Origin of the sequence: Bacillus sp. FJAT-52991, assembly GCF_037201805.1 — a bacterium.
Lineage (GTDB): Bacteria > Bacillota > Bacilli > Bacillales > Domibacillaceae > Bacillus_CE > Bacillus_CE kandeliae.
The window spans coordinates 2690065-2709374 of record NZ_CP147404.1; the positions used below are offsets into that span (position 1 = coordinate 2690065).

16 protein-coding genes and 1 other annotated feature are annotated in these 19310 nt (G+C 41.2%); of the genes, 4 read left to right on the forward strand and 12 right to left on the reverse strand.

All coding sequences use genetic code 11. The annotated features are described in order from the left end of the window. Positions 1-26: 26 nt before the first annotated feature. Positions 27-246 (reverse strand) — a binding site (T-box leader). 123 nt (positions 247-369) lie between these two features. Further along, positions 370-2088, reverse strand: a complete 1719-nt coding sequence (gene acsA, locus WDJ61_RS13830; RefSeq protein WP_338750711.1) for an acetate--CoA ligase — start codon at positions 2086-2088, stop codon at positions 370-372. 191 nt (positions 2089-2279) lie between these two features. Between acsA and WDJ61_RS13835 the strand changes: the two genes are divergently transcribed. The 3 genes from WDJ61_RS13835 to WDJ61_RS13845 are packed head-to-tail and all read left to right on the forward strand — an operon-like array spanning position 2280 to position 4734. After that, complete coding sequence (locus tag WDJ61_RS13835) at positions 2280-2912, forward strand: GNAT family N-acetyltransferase (protein WP_338750713.1); 633 nt, start codon at positions 2280-2282, stop codon at positions 2910-2912. Positions 2913-2932: 20 nt separating this feature from the next. Further along, positions 2933-3580: an acetoin utilization AcuB family protein gene (locus WDJ61_RS13840; protein WP_338750715.1), complete on the forward strand. Its 648-nt coding sequence runs from the start codon at positions 2933-2935 to the stop codon at positions 3578-3580. Continuing rightward, on the forward strand, positions 3577-4734 hold the full coding sequence (locus WDJ61_RS13845; RefSeq protein WP_338750717.1) for an acetoin utilization protein AcuC: 1158 nt from the start codon (positions 3577-3579) through the stop codon (positions 4732-4734). The genes WDJ61_RS13840 and WDJ61_RS13845 overlap by 4 nt, the downstream gene beginning before the upstream one ends. 77 nt (positions 4735-4811) lie before the next feature. Here the strand turns inward: WDJ61_RS13845 and motS are convergent, their stop codons facing one another. From motS to WDJ61_RS13865, 4 genes are all read right to left on the reverse strand, one after another. After that, positions 4812-5531, reverse strand: coding sequence for a flagellar motor protein MotS (motS, locus tag WDJ61_RS13850; protein ID WP_338750719.1), 720 nt, complete (start codon positions 5529-5531; stop codon positions 4812-4814). Next, positions 5528-6337: a flagellar motor protein MotP gene (gene motP / locus WDJ61_RS13855; RefSeq protein WP_338750721.1), complete on the reverse strand. Its 810-nt coding sequence runs from the start codon at positions 6335-6337 to the stop codon at positions 5528-5530. The genes motS and motP overlap by 4 nt, the downstream gene beginning before the upstream one ends. Positions 6338-6391: 54 nt before the next feature. Beyond that, entirely contained in the window at positions 6392-7390 is a 999-nt protein-coding gene (ccpA, locus tag WDJ61_RS13860; protein ID WP_338754803.1) for a catabolite control protein A, read from the reverse strand. A gap of 75 nt (positions 7391-7465) precedes the next feature. Next, complete coding sequence (locus tag WDJ61_RS13865; protein WP_338750723.1) at positions 7466-8542, reverse strand: bifunctional 3-deoxy-7-phosphoheptulonate synthase/chorismate mutase; 1077 nt, start codon at positions 8540-8542, stop codon at positions 7466-7468. 260 nt (positions 8543-8802) lie between these two features. On the opposite strand from WDJ61_RS13865, the gene WDJ61_RS13870 reads away from it, so the two are divergent. Then, positions 8803-10953 (forward strand): cell division protein FtsA, encoded by a 2151-nt coding sequence (locus WDJ61_RS13870; RefSeq protein WP_338750725.1) that lies wholly within the window; start codon positions 8803-8805, stop codon positions 10951-10953. Between the two features lie 281 nt (positions 10954-11234). Here the strand turns inward: WDJ61_RS13870 and ytxJ are convergent, their stop codons facing one another. From ytxJ to WDJ61_RS13905, 7 genes are all read right to left on the reverse strand, one after another. Further along, a complete protein-coding gene (gene ytxJ / locus WDJ61_RS13875) occupies positions 11235-11549 on the reverse strand; it encodes a bacillithiol system redox-active protein YtxJ (protein ID WP_338750727.1) in 315 nt (104 codons plus the stop codon). A gap of 96 nt (positions 11550-11645) precedes the next feature. Then, a complete protein-coding gene (locus WDJ61_RS13880) occupies positions 11646-12179 on the reverse strand; it encodes a YtxH domain-containing protein (protein WP_338750729.1) in 534 nt (177 codons plus the stop codon). Between the two features lie 19 nt (positions 12180-12198). After that, positions 12199-12678, reverse strand: coding sequence for a DUF948 domain-containing protein (locus WDJ61_RS13885; RefSeq protein WP_338750731.1), 480 nt, complete (start codon positions 12676-12678; stop codon positions 12199-12201). A gap of 500 nt (positions 12679-13178) precedes the next feature. After that, a complete protein-coding gene (gene murC / locus WDJ61_RS13890; protein WP_338750733.1) occupies positions 13179-14483 on the reverse strand; it encodes a UDP-N-acetylmuramate--L-alanine ligase in 1305 nt (434 codons plus the stop codon). 155 nt (positions 14484-14638) lie between these two features. Next, positions 14639-15739, reverse strand: coding sequence for a nicotinate phosphoribosyltransferase (locus tag WDJ61_RS13895; protein WP_338750735.1), 1101 nt, complete (start codon positions 15737-15739; stop codon positions 14639-14641). A gap of 133 nt (positions 15740-15872) precedes the next feature. Next, the gene (locus tag WDJ61_RS13900) at positions 15873-18431 is read right to left on the reverse strand and encodes a DNA translocase FtsK (RefSeq protein ID WP_338750737.1); all 2559 of its coding nucleotides are present in this window, start codon (positions 18429-18431) and stop codon (positions 15873-15875) included. A 61-nt stretch (positions 18432-18492) separates the two neighbouring features. Then, positions 18493-19290, reverse strand: a complete 798-nt coding sequence (locus tag WDJ61_RS13905) for a DUF1444 domain-containing protein (RefSeq protein ID WP_338750738.1) — start codon at positions 19288-19290, stop codon at positions 18493-18495. Positions 19291-19310: the final 20 nt, after the last annotated feature.

The following is a 19310-nucleotide window of genomic DNA, read 5'->3' on the forward strand; positions in this document are numbered from 1 at the left end:
CAAATACAAAAAACGCCCCTGCCATATGCAGGGACGCTATATTTATGCGCGGTACCACCCAAGCTTGAGAAATAAATATTTCTCCACTTCATTTGAATAACGGCTAAGACCGTTTGCTGCTACTAAAAGATTCACAGCAAAAGCTACAGGGGGTAATTCATTCAACTATTTGTACTGGTTCTCACCAACCACCAGCTCTCTGAACAACAGGGATAGCGAACTACTCAATCCTATCAACGCTTTACGTGTATTTAAATGTTATACCTCATATTGTAAACAAAGAACTTAGATAATGTCAAACAAGTTTTTTCAACTGTCAAATAACCGATCAAAAAAAGCGACCTACATGGAGGTCACTTTTTTCCGGTATTAGTCTTCCATAGTAGATAGGTCGCCTGTCGGAAGATCAAGTTCCCAAGCTTTTAGGACGCGACGCATAATTTTTCCGCTGCGAGTTTTTGGCAGTTTATCACGGAATTCAATTTCGCGCGGCGCGGCATGAGCAGCTAAGCCAGTTTTTACAAATTGGCGAATATCTTCCTTCAATTCATCAGAAGGTTCATAGCCGTCAATTAGTGCGATAAAAGCTTTAATGATTTCTCCTCGAACAGGATCAGGTTTACCAATTACCCCTGCTTCTGCAATGGCTGGATGTTCAATAAGCTTACTTTCGACTTCAAATGGACCGACACGCTCGCCCGCAGTCATAATGACATCATCGACACGGCCTTGGAACCAGAAGTACCCATCTTCATCCATATAAGCAGAATCACCCGAAACATACCAGTCACCTGGCATAAAATAAGATTCATATTTTTCCGGATTATTCCATACAGAGACCATCATAGACGGCCACCCTTTTTTAATCGCTAAATTCCCCATTCGATTCGGCGGAAGCTCATTGCCTTGATCATCAACAATCGCTGCCTTCACTCCAGGAATTGGTTTCCCCATCGATCCAGGTCTAATGTCTATGCAAGGATAGTTACAAATCACTTGTGCCCCTGTTTCAGTCATCCACCATGTATCATGAATGCGCAGATCAAACACTTTTGCTCCCCAACGTACCACTTCTGGATTCAACGGTTCCCCGACGCTTAAAATATGACGAAGTGAGCTCAAATCGAACTTCTTCACCAATTCATCGCCAGCACCCATCAACATCCGGAAAGCAGTTGGTGCACTATACCAAACAGTCACTCCATAATCCTCAAGTGTTTTGTACCAGTTTTCCGGACTAAATCGACCACCGACGACGACATTCGTTGTCCCTGTTAACCAAGGTCCGAAGATACCATAAGCTGTACCTGTGACCCAACCTGGATCGGCTGTGCACCAATACACATCATTCTCTTGCAGATCAAGCACCCATTTAGCTGTTTGATATTGCTGAACCATCGCTCGATGAACATGCAAAATCCCTTTCGGCTTCCCTGTAGAACCTGATGTGTAATGTAAAATCATCCCGTCATCAAGGTCCATCCACTCCACTTCGAATGAACGATCAGCATTCTTCATTTTTGCTTTAAAATCAACAAACCTTCCTTCTGCTTGTACATGATCCCCAACAAGGAAAATTGTTTTTAAAGCAGGCAGTTCCGCTACAGGCACACGCTCTAATAGTTCCGGTGTTGTTACCAGCACCTTTGCCTCACTATCTTCTAAACGATCACGAACGGCTCCTTCCATAAAGGCTTCAAATAATGGACCAACAATAGCCCCTGCTTTAATCGCCCCGAGTACAGTAAAGTAAAGCTCTGGTGAACGCGGCATAAAGACAAATACACGATCCCCTTTTGTAACATCCCCAAACTGCTTCAGTACATTCGCTGCTTGATTCGAATAATCCCTCATGTGTTCAAACGTGTATGTCTCCTCACGATCAGCATCACGATAATACAAAGCTACTTGGTCTTTCCGCTCGGACGAAGCATGGCGGTCAATCGCTTCATAGGCAATGTTTACTTTTCCGGTTTCTGCCCAAGAAAAGTGCTGTTCAGTTTCCTTCCAATCAAAAGACGAGTACACCTCATCATAGTTTTTCAGGTTAAAATGTCCTGCTTTAACTGTTAGCGCTTCCAATTTCATTGACCGACTCCCCTTTATGTAAGAATATGTTTCTATGATACTATATTATTTGGGTTTTCTCAATTTTTCAACAATTTTTATTTCAAAAAAATAACATCCTCTTCCAATATACGAAAAATTATATGAAAACGCTTTACATATCCAATTTTTATGTATAATGAAGATATGGAAATAATCAAGGCGGTGACTAAATGGAACATATAAAAAGGTTTCATTCGACAGAATTAGAAACGAAAGAAGGGACTTTAATCATAGAAGGACCTGTTTCTTCAGATGTGTTGGCAGGCATGACCTTTCATGAAGGACTCGTTGCTTTCAGACAGCCTGAACAACAGCATCAAGCCATTGTAGAGATTGCTGCATTACCTGAAGGACGAATTATTGTTGCAAGAGATGGGAACATCATTGTTGGATATGTCACATTTCTATACCCTGACCCACTAGAACGCTGGTCAGAGGCCAACCTTGAAAATATGATTGAGCTAGGAGCAATTGAAGTCATCCCCAAATACCGCGGCGCTCATGTCGGAAAAAACTTATTACGCCTTTCAATGCTTGATGATGCGATGGAAGATTACATCATTATTACCACTGAATATTACTGGCACTGGGACTTGAAAGGAACAGGCCTCAACGTATGGGAATATCGAAAAATCATGGAAAAAATGATGAATGCTGGCGGCTTAGAATGGTACGCAACCGATGATCCTGAAATTAGCTCTCATCCAGCCAACTGCTTAATGGTACGCATTGGACAAAGAATCGATCAAGCTTCCATTCAAAAGTTTGACCAAATTCGCTTTATGAATCGCTTCATGTATTAAATTTAAAGGAGGATGTGACTATGTTATTAGAAGAGATTATGCAATCGGAAGTACATACACTATCTCCAGATGACCAAATTGGGACTGCTTTAAACCTTTTAAGAAAACAGAAAATTCGCCACATTCCTATTCTGGATGAAACAGGACAGCTTGTCGGCCTAGTAACAGATCGCGATGTGAAGGAAGCGACCCCGTCTATTTTACAAAAAGATACAAACGAAAGTGAACTGAGTAAACCATTAAGTCTCATCATGGAAAAGAATGTGATTACTGGTCATCCGCTGGACTTTGTAGAGGATGCAGCCGCTACGTTATATGAATATGATATTAGCTGCTTGCCAATCGTCCAAGGTGGGGAGCTTGTCGGCATCATTACTGAGACAGACGTGTTACATACATTTGTTGAGCTAACCGGAGCAAATCAGCCAGGTTCAAGAATTGAAGTAAAAGTACCTAACAAACCAGGTATGCTGTTTGAAGTAGTGAATGTACTGAAAAAAAGGCGAGCGAACATTCATAGTGTGCTTGTTTATCCAGATAAACAAGACGACCAATTCAAAATTGTGGTCCTGCGTGTACGAACAATGAATCCGGTCGGGGTGATTGACGATCTAAAAAAGGAAGGACATATTGTTCTATGGCCTAATATGCCTGGAGTCTCCCTATGACAAAACAAGCTGTATTTGTTCATTCGGACCAATTGTTGTCTTATCGCTTTTCAGAAAATCATCCCTTTAATCAGTTTAGACTTACATTAACGATTGACCTATTAAAAAAAATCAATGCACTTCAAGATGAGGATATCATCCCTCCTCGTATGGCAACCGTTGAAGAACTAGAGCTCATTCATGCCCCAGCTTATGTGAAAGCTGTACAACAAGCAAGCCAAGGTCAACTATCGCTCGATGTCGCCGAAGGATATGGACTTGGTACAGAGGATACGCCCATCTTTGCCAGCATGCATGAAGCCAGCGCTTTCCTTGTCGGTGGAACATTAACAGCAGCTGACTCGGTCATGCAAGGGAAAGCGAAGCATGCCCTTCACTTAGGAGGAGGATTACACCATGGCTTCCAAGGTAAGGCTTCGGGCTTTTGCATTTACAATGATAGCTCGGTGGCAATTAAATATTTACAAGAGAAATATGACGCTAGAGTTCTTTATATCGATACAGATGCGCATCATGGAGACGGTGTTCAATGGTCCTTTTACGATGACCCCAATGTTTGCACACTCTCCATCCATGAAACGGGCCGCTATTTATTCCCGGGAACAGGAAATGTCAATGAACGTGGACACGGAAAGGGATACGGCTATTCATTCAATATCCCGCTAGATGCTTTTACAGAAGATAAATCATGGCTAGAAGCCTATGAAACTTCCATTTGGGAAGTGGCTGAATTCTTTAAACCAGATGTCATTTTAACACAAAATGGAGCCGATTCTCATTATTTCGATCCCCTGACGCATTTATCTGCTACTATGGAGATTTACCGTCGGATCCCACAAGTCTCTCGTGAAATAGCGAATCAATACTGTAATGGACGCTGGATTGCGGTTGGTGGCGGCGGCTATGACATTTGGCGTGTTGTGCCGCGAGCTTGGTCAAGAATCTGGTTAGAAATGACTGAAAACTCTCACTTTTCAGGCCCTTTGCCAGAGCAATGGCTACAGCATTGGCAGACGAAAGCTCCCGTTCAACTTCCCCTCTCATGGGAAGATCCAGCAAATATGTATCCACCGATTCCGCGCAAACCGGAAATCGAAGAAAAAAATCGAATTGCTTTAAACAAAGCGCTTTATCCGCTGCGCAAAAACGGATAGTTCATCTATATCTATACAAAAAAGCTGACTCTCCCAAACTCTAGCCGCTAACATGAGTGTTGGGAAGTCAGCTCTTTTCATTCGCTTTCTGTATATTTCGGGTCAGTAATGATAATCTCGACTCGTCGGTTTTTTTGCATATTCTCAGCACTTGTATTAGGCACAAGCGGTCTTGTGTCTCCGTAACCAACTGCGATAAATTGCTTGGGATCAATATCATGATTATCGCTTAAAAAGCGAATCACACTGCTTGCTCGAGCGCTTGAAAGCTCCCAGTTCGAAGGATAATAAGTATTTTGAATCGGACGGTTGTCAGTATGTCCTTCTACTTTAATAATATTCGGCTTCGTTTCAAGCATTTTACCAATCTCATTTAAAAAAGGATAGGCTTCTTCTACAACGACAGCATCTGCTGTCTCAAAAAGAATTTTCTCTTGTAGAACAAGAACGACTCCTCGTTCCGTTCGTGTAGCTGTTGCCACATCCTCTAGTCCATGTTCCTTTAAATACTGTTGCACTTCTTTCGCTAGCTTACTCAGCGAATCTTCTTCTTTCTGCGCTTGCTCTTTCTTCATTTCCTCCGATGGATATTCTCCAGGAACGATAGAAGATTGATTGTCAAACATGGCTTGTTGTTTAAATGACTGAGCCATTGCTTTAAATTTAACAATATCAATTTGCGACATCGAAAATAATAAAATAAAGAACACAAGAACAAGTGTGACAAGGTCAGCAAACGTCACCATCCACTTCGGTGAACCTTTTGGTTGTTTAGGCGGACGACGTTTGATCATCATGCTTCGATCGCCTCACTTGAGCCTAATTTTCCGCTTGCTTTTCTTTCTTCAGTCGATAAGAAGGCCGTCAGCTTTTCTTGTAAAATCTTAGGGTTTTGCCCTGTCTGTACACCGACAACACCTTCTATGATGATCTGACGATAGAACACTTCATTCTCCGTTTTTAACTCTAACTTCGATGCCATCGGTAAAAACACAAGATTGGCAAGCAACGAACCATAGAGGGTGGTGATTAGTGCCACCGCCATATCGGGTCCTAATGACGTCGGGTCATTTAAATTTTTTAACATTAAAACTAGCCCAATTAATGTACCGATCATTCCCCAAGCCGGAGCATATTCACCGGCTTTTTCCAATAAACTTCTTCCTTTGCGATGACGCTCCTCAAGAGCGATAATCTCTGCATTCATAATATCAACTAACATTTCTTGTTCAATTCCGTCTACTGCTAGTAGGATGCCTTTTTTCAAAAACTCATCTTTCTCCTCATAAAGGCCTGCCTCAAGAGATAATAAACCTTCACGCCGAGCCTTTTCAGACAATTTCACAAAGCGTTGAATCAATCCTTCTAAATCGGTTTCTTCCTGCCGAAAAGCCTGTCCCATGACCATAAACATGTGTTTAATATCTTTCAATGGGAAATTGATCAGTAAAGCAGCGAATACTCCACCGAAGACAATTAGTATTGAGGGTAAATGCAGAAAGGATGCGAACCCCTCGACACCTCCGCTTGTAATGACAGCAAAGGCTATTAGAATGAATCCGATAACAATTCCTATTGGTGTCAGTGCATCAAACTTTTTCATTGTTCCTCCCCTGTGAAAGCATACTTCTACCTATCTTTAATATCGGTGGAAAATCTACTTTGTTGACCCTCTTTTTTCAATTCGATGCGGCAGGACAACGATCGAACTTTCTACCTCTTCCTTATTCATATATTTAGTTAACAACCTCATCGCTACGGCACCGATATCATACAATGGCTGTATCACAGACGTGAGCTGTGGTCGTACCATTAAAGACAGGCGAGAGCTATCGAAGCTAATAATTTCAAGGTCATCTGGAATCTTGACTCCACTATCTTGTGCTCCATGCACGACACCTAGCGCCATTTCATCGTTATTAACAAATACTGCTGTTGGTTTAGACGATAGTTGCTGAATCTTTGTCCACGCTTCTAATCCAGAATCGTACGTATAATCACCTTCAATGATGAATTCTTCTTCTACTGGCAAACCAGCTTCCATGAGCGCTTTCTTATATCCTTTAATCACATACTCTTTGTTGATCGTATCGTTTAAAGGACTGGCTACATAGGCAATTTGCTTATGTCCTTCATCAATCAGTAACTTCACTGCATCGTATGCTGCTGCTTCGTAATTAGTATTAACAGAAGGAATTTGTCCGGACAATTCAACCGATCCAGCTAATACGACCGGCACTGGTGAACGTTTAAATTCTTCCACATGTTCCTCTGTAATTTGACTTCCCATAAACACAAGCCCATCCACTTGCTTACCAAGCATCGTATTAATTAAGTGAAGCTCTTTATCCTTGTTTTGATCCGAGTTGCTTAAGATAATATTATACTTATACATCGTCGCAACATCCTCAATCCCCCTCGCTAATTCCGCATAAAAAATATTCGAAATATCAGGGATGATCACACCAACTGTCGTCGTCTTCTTGCTAGCGAGTCCACGCGCTACCGCATTTGGGCGATAACCAAGTCGCTCAATCACATCAAGTACTTTCTTTCTTGTCGCTGGTTTCACGTTTGGATTCCCATTAACCACGCGGGAAACTGTCGCCATTGATACATTGGCCTCTCTTGCTACATCATATATAGTGACATTCATAATTTTTAACATTCTCCTTTAATCATTCTTTCTTCTCTATATTAACGAAAAAAAACTCCTGTGAAAACACAGGAGTTATGCTTTTACAGGAATTGCTTTCACAATTTCCTTATAAAATTCATCAAATTGTTGCAAATTCATTTGTTGAGCGGAGTCAGACAAGGCAACAGCTGGGTCTGGATGCACTTCTGCCATGACACCATCAGCACCGATCGCAAGGGCTGCTTTCGCTGTTGGGATTAACAGATCCCGTCTACCTGTTGAATGAGTGACATCAACAAACACTGGTAAGTGCGTCTCTTGCTTCAAAATTGGTACCGCTGAAATATCCAATGTATTTCTCGTTGCACGCTCGTACGTACGAATTCCACGTTCACAAAGCATAATTTGATCATTCCCGCGAGAGATGATGTATTCAGCTGCATTAATAAATTCTTCAATCGTTGCCGCTAAACCTCGTTTTAATAAGACTGGCTTTTTCACTTCTCCAGCCGCTTTCAATAATTCAAAGTTTTGCATATTACGTGCCCCGATTTGAATGACATCAATGTAGTCACAAGCAAGCTCAATATCAGCAGGATTTACGATTTCACTAACAACAGCTAAATCGAATTCATCTGCTACTCTCTTTAAAATTTTCAATCCTTCTACCCCAAGGCCTTGGAAGTCATAAGGAGACGTACGAGGTTTGAAAGCACCTCCACGAATTAACTTTAAGCCTTTATCTTTAATCGCTTGCGCCACTTGAGCTACTTGTTCATACGATTCTACCGCACAAGGACCAAACACAAATGTTGGTGCTCCTTTACCAACTTCCTCCCCACGAATCTCAACGATTGTATCTTCCGGTTTCTTTTTCCGAGAAACAAGAAGGGCTTTACGATGGTCATCTTGTTGAAGCTCAAGTCCTGCTTTGAAAATTTCTTTGAACAAATGTTCAACGGTAGACGTTTCGAAAGGACCGTCGTTGCTTTCAATAATCTTATTTAACATCGCTCGTTCACGAACGGGATCATATCGATTAACACCTTGCTTTTCTTTTACACGTCCAATCTCTTGAACTAATGTAGCACGCTCGCTGATCAATTTTAATAACTCCACATTCATCTCGTCAACACGTTGTCTCAACTGATCTAATTCTTGGTTACTCACATTCCTCATCCTTCCATCTTGTTGATTTTGTAATTTTCAAACAACTAGTAATTGAATTCCCCCAACAGCTAGCCCTCTGCTCTTTTTATGAAAGAATCATAAAAGACCATATTAGAATGGGTCATTTTGTTATATATTTTATATATTAGGGACTATTATAAAACAAAGATATTAAAATGTCACGAAAAAGTTACTTCAATCGTTAAACGCTTTTAAGCATTAAAGTAAAAAAGTAAACATTAAGAAGCAGGTGATTCATTTTGGTTCAATCCAATCGTATATTTTCTTTAGACATCGGAACGAGATCCGTAGTAGGTATGATTATCGAACAAGAGGAGGATCGATTTCATGTCATTGATATGGTGATGTATGAGCATAAAAAACGATCTATGCTTGATGGTCAAATTCAAGATATCCCCTCCGTTGCAGCGATTATTGCCAAAATTAAAGCAGAACTTGAAGAAAAGCATGGCCCATTGAAAAAGGCTTGTGTAGCGGCTGCAGGACGTGCGTTACAAACGGAAACAGCTCATGCAACCATTCAAGTAGCAGGCAAGCCCATGACACAAGAAGATGTGCTTCACCTTGAGCTATCCGCCGTTCAGGAGGCACAAGTAAAAGCGGCTAAAAAACAGCAACTCGATCAGCATCGTCATTACTATTGTGTAGGCTATTCCGTTCTTTATTACCGATTAGACGGAGAGGAAATTACAAGTTTAATAGATCAACAAGGCACCGAAGCCTCCGTTGATATCATTGCGACCTTTTTGCCGCGCGTTGTCGTCGAATCATTGATTGCCGCCTTAGCTAGAGCAGACCTAGAAATAGAAGCATTGACGTTAGAACCCATTGCCGCTATTCACGTGCTCGTTCCTCCATCGATGCGACGGTTAAATATTGCACTTGTTGATATCGGAGCTGGCACCTCTGATATCGCCATCACTAGTGCTGGAACCGTCATTTCTTATGGAATGGTACCGATTGCTGGCGATGAAATTACCGAAGCATTAAGCGATCATTTTTTGCTTGATTTCCCGATTGCTGAACGAGTGAAAAGAGAGCTGCAAACAGAAGAAACGATCAAAATAACCGATATATTAGGCTTTGAGACATTGTTTTCAAAAGATGAGGTGCTAGATAAGAGTCATGAAGCAGTCAACCGACTAGCGGAAGCCATTCAGCAAGAGATTATTCGATTGAATAATGGAAATGCTCCTCAAGCGGTTATGATGGTCGGTGGCGGAAGCTTGACCCCGGGACTTCCTAAATTGTTAGCGGAAAAACTTCAACTCGCCGACAACCGAGTGGCGATCAGAGGAACGGAAGCCATCAATGAATTGACAATGGCCGATCAAATTGCTCATGCTCCAACACTCGTTACACCGATCGGTATCGCCATTACATCGAAGCAAAGGCCGCTTCAATACAAAACCGTGTATGTGAATGAGCAGCCCGTTCGTCTGTTTGAATTAAACAAGTTAACAGCAGGAGATTGCCTGCTAGCAGCTGGATTAAAGATCAATCAGTTATATGGCAAACCTGGACTTGCGATAATGGTTACGTACAACGGTCAATTATTAACCATCCCAGGAAAATATGGGAAGCTGCCTATTTTAACAAAAAATGGGCAGCCGTGCCGATTTGATGAAATAGTGAATCATCATGATAAGCTTGAAATTACGAAAGGAGAGGACGGGCAGCCAGCAAGTGTACAGCTCAATGAATTACTAGAAAACACTACGAGCATTCAAGTCACTTTAAACGGCGAAGTGATCGAAGTTCCTTTATCTATTATCGTTAATGGGAAAGAAGCCAGCTTGCACACTTCCCTTGCCGATAGTGATGTAATTGAAGCTCGCTATCCGTCCATCGCCGAATGGTTGCCATCTCAACAGAAACAAACATGGCTAGAAGAACTGCTTCCATTTTCTGTTGTCATCAATCATAAAAAAACTTATTTTCCGTCTCTATCTGCCAAAATACGGGTCAATGGACGAGAGGAAAAGCTATCTCAGCCTCTTCAAGATAGATCAATACTTGAATGGGTCCCTGCTCCAAAAAGAACAGTAGCTGATATCGCCACTTTAAAGCAATATCCATTCGAGCAGTCGATTATCGTCTTCTTTAACGGAAAAGAAATCACTCTTACGAAGGAAGCTACACGCTTTTATCGAGATGGCGTCTTATTACATCCAGAAGATATTATCTATGCTGGAGATGAACTCATTGTAGAAATGGATCAAGCACAAGGGTTTATTTTTCAAGATTTATTCCGCCATGTTGAAGTCGCCATTCCTAAACAAGAAGGAAAAACGTTTTACATTTTAAAAAATAATGAAGAAACCACTTTTTATGAACCGATTCTTCCAGGAGATCACCTCGAAATTAAATGGGAGATCATAAAAAAATAGCTTTCAGCAACCTATTTATCCCGCATTAACGGGCTGTAAGACCCCCACCTCAACGTGGCAGACGGAGCGCAGGCATGTGGGTGGGGGGCAAACGCCCGATCCGTTCGGGCCTGCACGATGCAGGTTACAAAGGCGTTGCAACAGGACGTTGCGCTCTTAGCCTTTGTTCCTCTGTTAATCAGTGGGGGATGAAGAAAACCCCCACTGATTGAGGTTTCACTTTATCAAAAAACCTTGCTATCGCCATATTCTTAGTAAATACGGCGGTAGCAAGGTTTGGTTTATATAAGTTTTAATTGCTGCTTCGTAATTCTCCAATGGGACTCATTCCAAACAGGTTTTCCATCTTTAAAGAGAAACGCTTGTGGAGATTGATGAGTAATCATAAATTTGTCAGCAATGTAGTTTGAAAGTTCTCTTGCCTCCTGCACCACTAAATAATAACCTTTCTCTTCAGGGTTCTCCTTTAAAAATGATTGAAATTCATCATAGGCCTTACTGCTAACAGGGCATGTTATGCTGTGTTTTAAAAAGAAAAAGCGATTATTCTCTTTTAGTAATTTTTCAAAGTCTGTAATTTCCACTATATTATCCATTCTTTTCACCTTTCTTTCACCAAAGTAATTTACTTTTATTATACGTTTTACAATAAAAAAATGAAAACAGCGAGAATGACTCGCTGTTTTCATTTTTTATTGACCCGCTTTATTTTTGTTGTCAGCTGAAGCAGATTGATGAACCGTTTTTTCCGTATCATCAAATGCTTTTTTCGTTTCCTCTAGCTTCTCTGTAATTGTAGCAGCCGTTTCTTGCAACGCCTCTTGTGGTTTTTTCGCTTCTTCTACTCCTATTTCTACCTCTACTTCTACCTCTACGTCATTTAACGCTGGAGATAACGTTTTGACTTTTTCCATCATGACGTTAGATTGCTCTTGTACAATTTTTGTTAAATTCGCTGTTTTATCCTTTACCTCAACAGCGATGTCATAGCCCTTCACTCGTGCGATATCCGTCCAATCACTAGCACGTTCTTTTAATGAACCTGCTTGCAAATTGATGTCTTCACGAAGCTCCTTACCAGATTTCGGTGCCAAAAATAGAGCTGTAGCTGCACCAACCATACCTCCAATTAATGCACCAATTAAAAAATCCTTCGTATTCATGCTACCATCATCATAATTTGGATTTGCTTCATAGTTTTCATAGTTTGGGTTATTCTTCTTCATGACATTCATCTCCTTTTAATTAATGGCTTCTTTGTCGCTGACTAGCATCAGCCAACACTGTCTCATTTTTCATTTGCATGGACTCTTTGTCTTTTCTTTCTTTGAACTTATCAACCATTTGTTTAACGACGCTTCCCCATTGTACAGCTTGAGAAATTTTGTGTTGATTCTTTTCTAGATCGGAAGCCACATTCGTCGTCACATTTTTAACAGATTGATTTAATTTTTGCACAGACGAACCAACATCTTTCACTGCATAAAAGACCGTATTTAGTTGCCCTGCTTTTTGCTGAATATCCTCAGCTAATACGTTTGTTTTATGTAGTAATTCTGCTGTTTCTGACGTTATACCTTGCATTTGTCCCTCTAAACGATCCACCGTTCTAGACAGACTGTCTAATGTTTTGTCCACAGACTTCAATGTTTTTGACACATTCAAAACGAGAATGAAAAAAGCAATTGCCGCCACTGCAGCACTTAAATATAAAATAATTTCCATTCTGTGACACCTCCTACGATTGTTATATTCATGAAGTTACCCTGCTTAAAAAATAATAAACCTACTCCACTAAAACTACTTCGACACCAACAACAAAAATCCTGCATAAAATTAAGAAAAGCGAAAGGCGCTGTTTAGCGACGTATGGACTGGAGCGATCCGCACGAGATAAAGGAAGCACGATGAACGTTAGTGAATCGATGCTGACTTATCGCAAGGAGGATCGTGGAAGTACACTAGTCGCTAGCGCCTGTAGCTAGACAAGAAGAAAAGCGGAAGCAGCCGTTTAGACTCGGCAGGCATAAGATGGACCGCCTTAGTGGCGTTCTTTGCCACATAGGCGTGACAGCTTATGACCGAGAGTCTGACTGCTGGAGCTGGACATAGAAAAGCGAAAAGCGCTGTTCAGCGACGTATGGACTGGAGCGATCCGCACGAGATAAAGGAAACGACAAGCAAAAAGGCTGCCAGAATGGATCTAGCAGCCTTAAGAATCTTCTTTACGCTTCGGTCATTGAGCTTTCATAAGCCGCCTGAAATTTTTGGATATCTCCAGCTCCCATAAAGATGAGCACGCTTCCTTGATGATCATTAAGAAGGGAAATCGTTTCTTCTTTAACTAGTTTTGCACCTGAGATTTTCTCCTGCAAATCTTCAATAGATAGCTTACCATGGTTCTCACGGGCGGAACCAAAAATGTCACATAAATAGACAGCATCCGCTCCACTCAAACTGTCAGCAAAGTCAGCTAAAAACGTCTGAGTTCTTGAGAAAGTATGCGGCTGGAAAATGGCCACAATTTCTCGCTCAGGATACTTCTGTCTAGCTGAATTAATAGTCGCCTTAATTTCTGTCGGGTGATGGGCATAGTCGTCAATTAAAATTTGAGTCCCTATCCTTTTTTCCGAAAAGCGACGTTTAACTCCTTCAAACGTTAATAAGCGAGCTTTTACGATATCTGTGTCAATTTCTTCATACTGACAAAGAGCGATCACAGCCAAGGCGTTTAAAATGTTATGGTCACCGAACATCGGAATTTTAAACGTAGCATAGAACGTATTGCGAACAAACACATCAAACGTCGTGCCTGTTGAATCGTGCTCTACATTTCGCGCTTGGAAATCATTTTCCTCGGCAAATCCGTAAAACACAACCGGTACTTTCGCTTGAATGCCTTGCAGATGCTCATCATCTCCACAAGCAAAAATTGCTTTCTTCACCTGCATAGCCATTTCTTGAAAGGCAGAGAAAACATCGGCAACATCAGCAAAGTAATCAGGATGATCAAAATCAATATTCGTCATAATCGCGTAGTCTGGATAGTAGGATAAAAAGTGACGACGATATTCGCATGCTTCAAACACGAAATATTTCGCATCTCTTTCTCCTTTTCCCGTACCATCTCCAATTAAAAAAGAAGTGGGCTTCGCTCCGCTAACGACATGAGATAGCAAACCCGTCGTAGATGTTTTGCCATGTGCTCCTGTAATCCCCACGCTAATGTTTTCCTGCATGACTTCACCTAAAAATTGGTGATAGCGCACCACAGGAATGCCTAATTCATTTGCTTTATTAATTTCTTCGTGGTCATCTGGAAATGCATTCCCAGCTATAACTTTCATGCCTGACTGAATATTGTCAGCGTTAAAAGGAAGAATCAGGATTCCTGCTTCTTCTAGCGCTTGTTGTGTAAAAAAATATTTATCTACATCTGAACCTTGCACACGCTCTCCTTTATCATGAAGCACTTGTGCTAGGGCGCTCATACCTGAGCCTTTAATTCCTACAAAATGATAGGTTGTCATAATAGAACCTCCAACATTCGTCTATCCGTAAGCATTATATGTCAGTAGCGTATTTTTGCTCTATATAGACGACGGACAGTTAACTTTCACAGTAAATTATTATATCACTTTTTTATGTCGTTGACTATGTGCATCAAAAACAAATCTTGTAAATATTAAAACTCTACCTTTTCTAGACGCGGATTTGGGCGATAACGTCGGCCTGCCTTCGCCTGCGCTTCACCATTAAGCATCACAAGATCCCCTGTAAAGCCAATATGAATTTTCAATAAGCTACTTCCTACACCATACATATCAACAGGAACACCTTGCTTTTCAAATTCCACAATTCGACTTTCATTGAATCCGCCAGAGACGACAATTTTCACATGATGAAATCCTTCTTCATCGAGAGCACGCCGTAAGGCAAAAATCAATTCCGCATTGACCCCGCGCGGATCAAACGTTCCAAGCGTCTCTTGATTTCTCAGGAAATATTGATCAATCAATGTTCTTGACGTATCTACACGAACACCTTTTAACTTCGAGCCAAATGCCCTTGCGACTTTCAATGAATCTGTAATGACATCATTATTATAGTCCACAAGAGCGATTAACTCATCATTAGGGAATGTTTCTTCATAAGCCCTTGTTGCCGCAACAATATCTCCATTAAACAATTGAATCAAGGCGTGTGGCATCGTTCCCATGCCTTCTTTCCCCCACCATTCATTCATTGCATGGGTCGCTTGAGCGGTAGAGCCTCCAATATAAGCAGCATACCCATCTCCAGCTTGCTGCATAAAATGATCATCACGATCTCCCATAAAAATAACCGGCTTTTGTTTTCCTGAAAGCTCGGCTGCTTTTTTGACATTATATACACTTGTGGCAACGGAAGTTCTTCGCGCTAGAATCCCGTCGATCATGCCCTCTAAATAGCCAAACTCTTGATAAGGTCCTGTAATCGTTAATACCGTTTCAAACGGGCTAATTTTATCGCCGTCTTTTAATGAATGAATTTCTAGCGCCTCTGGATGATCAGAAAATTCATGAATCAGTGCAATGACTTCATCCGTACCGCAAAGAACTGCTTCACTCTTTTGAAAAAATTGCATAGTCACAATATTATTTTTATGGTATTTATCGGCAAGTTCCCGCGTTTTTAAAAAATAAACCGCAGAAAACCAACCTTCCTTGACTCGGTCGTCAAATTTAAAAGTATAATTAGTTAACCGTTTAATCTTTCCTTGCATCTTCCACTCAATTTCTTTCATTTGCTAAAAGCTCCCTCGTATTCACTAGTTCTCTCTTTTCTAATTCATACTGCTGAAAGACAGGGTGAACCATTTCCCCTACCTTGGCTCACCCTGTTATAGTCTGTTAGATACAAGTAAAGAATACCATGTATTATAATATTGTACTAGTATCATTTATTGTTTGTAATTCTTCTTCCGATACGAGTACTTCTCGAGGTTTTCCGGCACGCTGTTCAGAAACAAACCCTTGAGTTTCCATCATTTCCATTAAACGCGCCGCACGATTGTAGCCTATTTTAAAATGTCTTTGCAATAAAGAAGTCGACGCGCCCCCTTGATGAACGATAAACTCACATGCTTCAGGGAACAGCTCATCTTCTGTCTCTTGCACTTGGGCTTTTTTCAACAACTCTTCCTGTTTAAACAGATAGTTTGGTTGTTGTTCTTTTCGCACATGCTCGACCACCGCGTCAATTTCATCATCTGATACGAAAGTACCTTGTAGACGGACCGTTTCTGAAGAGCCATTATTTAAAAACAACATATCGCCGCGTCCTAATAATTTTTCCGCCCCACCACTGTCAATAATCGTTCGTGAATCAACTTGAGAAGAAACGGAAAAAGCAATTCGCGTTGGAATATTCGCTTTAATCAGTCCTGTGATGACGTCTACACTCGGTCGCTGTGTAGCGACAATTAAATGAATGCCACAGGCGCGAGCTTTTTGAGCAATACGGCAAATGGCTTCTTCGACATCGACAGGCGACATCATCATTAAGTCCGCTAATTCATCAATAATAATGACAATAAACGGAAGATGCTCGCTTTTATTCCCTAATTTTTCGGCTTTCTCGTTAAACTTTGTAATGTCACGAACACCTGCATGAACAAATAACTCATAGCGGCGCTCCATTTCTTCTACCGCCCATTTTAAGGCAGCCGTTGCCGCTTTTACATCGGTAATCACTGGACTCACTAAATGCGGGATGCCGTTATAGGGAGCTAATTCAACCATTTTCGGGTCAATGAGCAATAATTTCAATTCATGTGGTGCCGCTTTGTAAAGCAAGCTAACAAGAATCGAGTTAATACACACACTTTTTCCGGAACCAGTGGCTCCAGCAATTAAGCCATGCGGCATTTTCTTCAAATCAAGCACGACTGGATCACCGGAAATGTTTAAACCAAGCGCAGATGTAAGCGGAGAAGGATCGTTATTAAACTCCTCACTTTTGATGATTTCACTAATCAACACCGGGCGACTTTCCTTATTAGGCACTTCAATACCGATCACTTGAGTGCCAGGAATAGGCGCTTCAATGCGAAGGTTGCGAGCAGCCAGGCTTAGCTTAATATCATCAGATAGATTCGTAATCTTACTCACTTTTACACCTGGTTCTGGCTCAACTTCAAACCGAGTAACAGAAGGACCGACAGTGACATTGACAACAGAGGCTTTCACATTGAAATTTTTAAACGTTTCATTCAGCACCTGACTTTGATGTTCGACCCACTCATGACTCGCTTCTTGATACGAAGGAGGCTGTAAATAAGATAAGGTGGGGAAGACATAATGCTCTGCCGTTACCTCTTTTTCTAGCTGTTCTGATAGATCCAATGCCTCTTCTTGCGGTTGGACAGGCTCAACGATCACTTCTTGTTGCACATCGGCGCCTTTAGAAGCGGTTGGCGTTACTGTGGCAACTTCTTTCTTTTGTTCTTTTTGTTTTTTCCACAAGTCTCGATCGTTCTTGGACATGATCACATTAAATGGTGTTTGTCTTCGGCGCTGCTTTCGTTCCTCGGCGCGAGAATGAGCTTTCTCATCCGGTAATTTACCTTCTTTGTTGGAACTAGGCGCAGCCAATTCTTTTTGTTCTACTTGAGCTTGAGATGAGCTCACTTCGTTTTGAATGGCCTCCTCTACGCAATAATGTTTCTCATTCAACAGCTGAGCTTCATTATTTGAGACAAACACAGACTGTTGTTGCTCCACTTCTGCTTGAGGCAAGTGTTGTTCTGCTTTGATTGACTCCTCCATTTCTACTTCTTGCTTGACAGGTAGTGTTGGAGGTGAAAAAGCCGCTTCCACTTCGATATCAAATACTTTCTGCTTCTCTTCCTCTTTAAACAACAACAATGGCTCTTCTTTCGCTACTGACTGTTGCAGAGGCTCTTGTTGAATCAAAGGCTCAATGATTTCTTCTTGCTTGACAGATGGCTTTTTATATCCATAAATCGGCGACGGAATTTCTGTTGGTCTAAATGGTCGCTTAGACACCCGACTCTCACTATTGACGGACCCAACCGATGGATAAGGCTTTCTTGCTTTTGGTTCCTCATCACAAAATGATTCTCTTGGCATTCGCTCTCTTGTCGGACGTGTCCATTCATTTGAATAAGCTGGAAAGCGAAACTCCCTCGACGGGTATTGATAGGTCACCTTTGTCACTATTTCTGGTCCGTCTTTTTGCTTCAACTTAAGTGGAACAAACGATCGCTTCTCTTCTTTTTTCGGCTGTTCTGGTACTTCATCTTTCTTCTCTTCTATCGTTTCTTCTACTTCTTCATCTATTTCAATTTCGATTTCTTCTCGGAACAATCCCATAAATTTCTTGAACAAACTCAAGGTCATCACTCTTTCTATGTAAAGAATCACTTTACATTTTAACAGTTTTCTTTTCTTTTTTGATAGAGAAATTTGAGCCATTGAGCCTTTTATCCTACTTCAGACAATCACCAACAAATGAAGCTCTTTCTAAAACGACTTCTTACTGTTTCGTGCGACCTTTCGCCATAATAAAGATCGGCTCCAATCGATCATGTTCATACATAAAGGAAAGAGCCGTCACTGGTATATGACCATTTGTGAAGAAGCTCATTGTCATTTGCGCTAACACATCATAGCCCGTTTCATTCCGAATATCTCCAATGATCAATACATCCCCATGAGGTACAGAAACCGTCATTTCCCCTTCTACTTGCTGACTCATATCTTTCAAAAATTTATCATTTAACAAACGGCTCGCATCGTAACCATCATTTGTATTTAAAAAATAAAATATATTGCCAGCCACTTCATCTCTTTTTAACTCTGTCGATAACGAACGCAAATTAAAGCGAGCCATTTCTCGAATGCTCTCTGCGCTCCAGTTTTCTTTTTTCATTAAGCTTTCGTCGATCAGGCGGTATGTATTCCCAAGGTCCAGTGCGTAATAAATTCTTGTCTCCGCTGTATGGTCATCGGTAAAGAACGGCATGCCTTCCGCAGCCTCTTTCGGAAACGAGGTCGAACGAATGACTGGAAAAATCCGCTTTTCCTGCTGGGCTAAAGAAGGTGTTTTTCCCATAACAGCTAGAGCTTCTTCCACATAGTAAGCAACCTCATCAATCGCTTTTTCTTTATGCTGCTTCCACTTGGCGATAATACCTGGCAAAGAAATGGTGATTCCTTTTTTTGTTTCTACATTTTCTATTCTTAATTCGTCTTTTTCCCGATCGTAAGAAAAAGAACGCTGATCCCCTTGAAGTCGTTCTTCAAGAATTCGTTTGAGTTGTTTTGAATCCATTTTAACCCTCCTAATGAAAG

Excerpts from the sequence above, each read along its gene's own strand:
- acsA (WP_338750711.1), bottom strand. The coding sequence starts at position 2,088 with ATGAAATTGGAAGCGCTAACAGTTAAAGCAGGACATTTTAACCTGAAA.
- WDJ61_RS13835 (WP_338750713.1), top strand. The coding sequence starts at position 2,280 with ATGGAACATATAAAAAGGTTTCATTCGACAGAATTAGAAACGAAAGAA.
- WDJ61_RS13840 (WP_338750715.1), top strand. The coding sequence starts at position 2,933 with ATGTTATTAGAAGAGATTATGCAATCGGAAGTACATACACTATCTCCA.
- WDJ61_RS13845 (WP_338750717.1), top strand. The coding sequence starts at position 3,577 with ATGACAAAACAAGCTGTATTTGTTCATTCGGACCAATTGTTGTCTTAT.
- motS (WP_338750719.1), bottom strand. The coding sequence starts at position 5,531 with ATGATGATCAAACGTCGTCCGCCTAAACAACCAAAAGGTTCACCGAAG.
- motP (WP_338750721.1), bottom strand. The coding sequence starts at position 6,337 with ATGAAAAAGTTTGATGCACTGACACCAATAGGAATTGTTATCGGATTC.
- ccpA (WP_338754803.1), bottom strand. The coding sequence starts at position 7,390 with ATGAATGTCACTATATATGATGTAGCAAGAGAGGCCAATGTATCAATG.
- ytxJ (WP_338750727.1), bottom strand. The coding sequence starts at position 11,549 with ATGGATAATATAGTGGAAATTACAGACTTTGAAAAATTACTAAAAGAG.
- WDJ61_RS13880 (WP_338750729.1), bottom strand. The coding sequence starts at position 12,179 with ATGAAGAAGAATAACCCAAACTATGAAAACTATGAAGCAAATCCAAAT.
- WDJ61_RS13885 (WP_338750731.1), bottom strand. The coding sequence starts at position 12,678 with ATGGAAATTATTTTATATTTAAGTGCTGCAGTGGCGGCAATTGCTTTT.
- murC (WP_338750733.1), bottom strand. The coding sequence starts at position 14,483 with ATGACAACCTATCATTTTGTAGGAATTAAAGGCTCAGGTATGAGCGCC.
- WDJ61_RS13895 (WP_338750735.1), bottom strand. The coding sequence starts at position 15,739 with ATGAAAGAAATTGAGTGGAAGATGCAAGGAAAGATTAAACGGTTAACT.
- WDJ61_RS13900 (WP_338750737.1), bottom strand. The coding sequence starts at position 18,431 with ATGGCTCAAATTTCTCTATCAAAAAAGAAAAGAAAACTGTTAAAATGT.
- WDJ61_RS13905 (WP_338750738.1), bottom strand. The coding sequence starts at position 19,290 with ATGGATTCAAAACAACTCAAACGAATTCTTGAAGAACGACTTCAAGGG.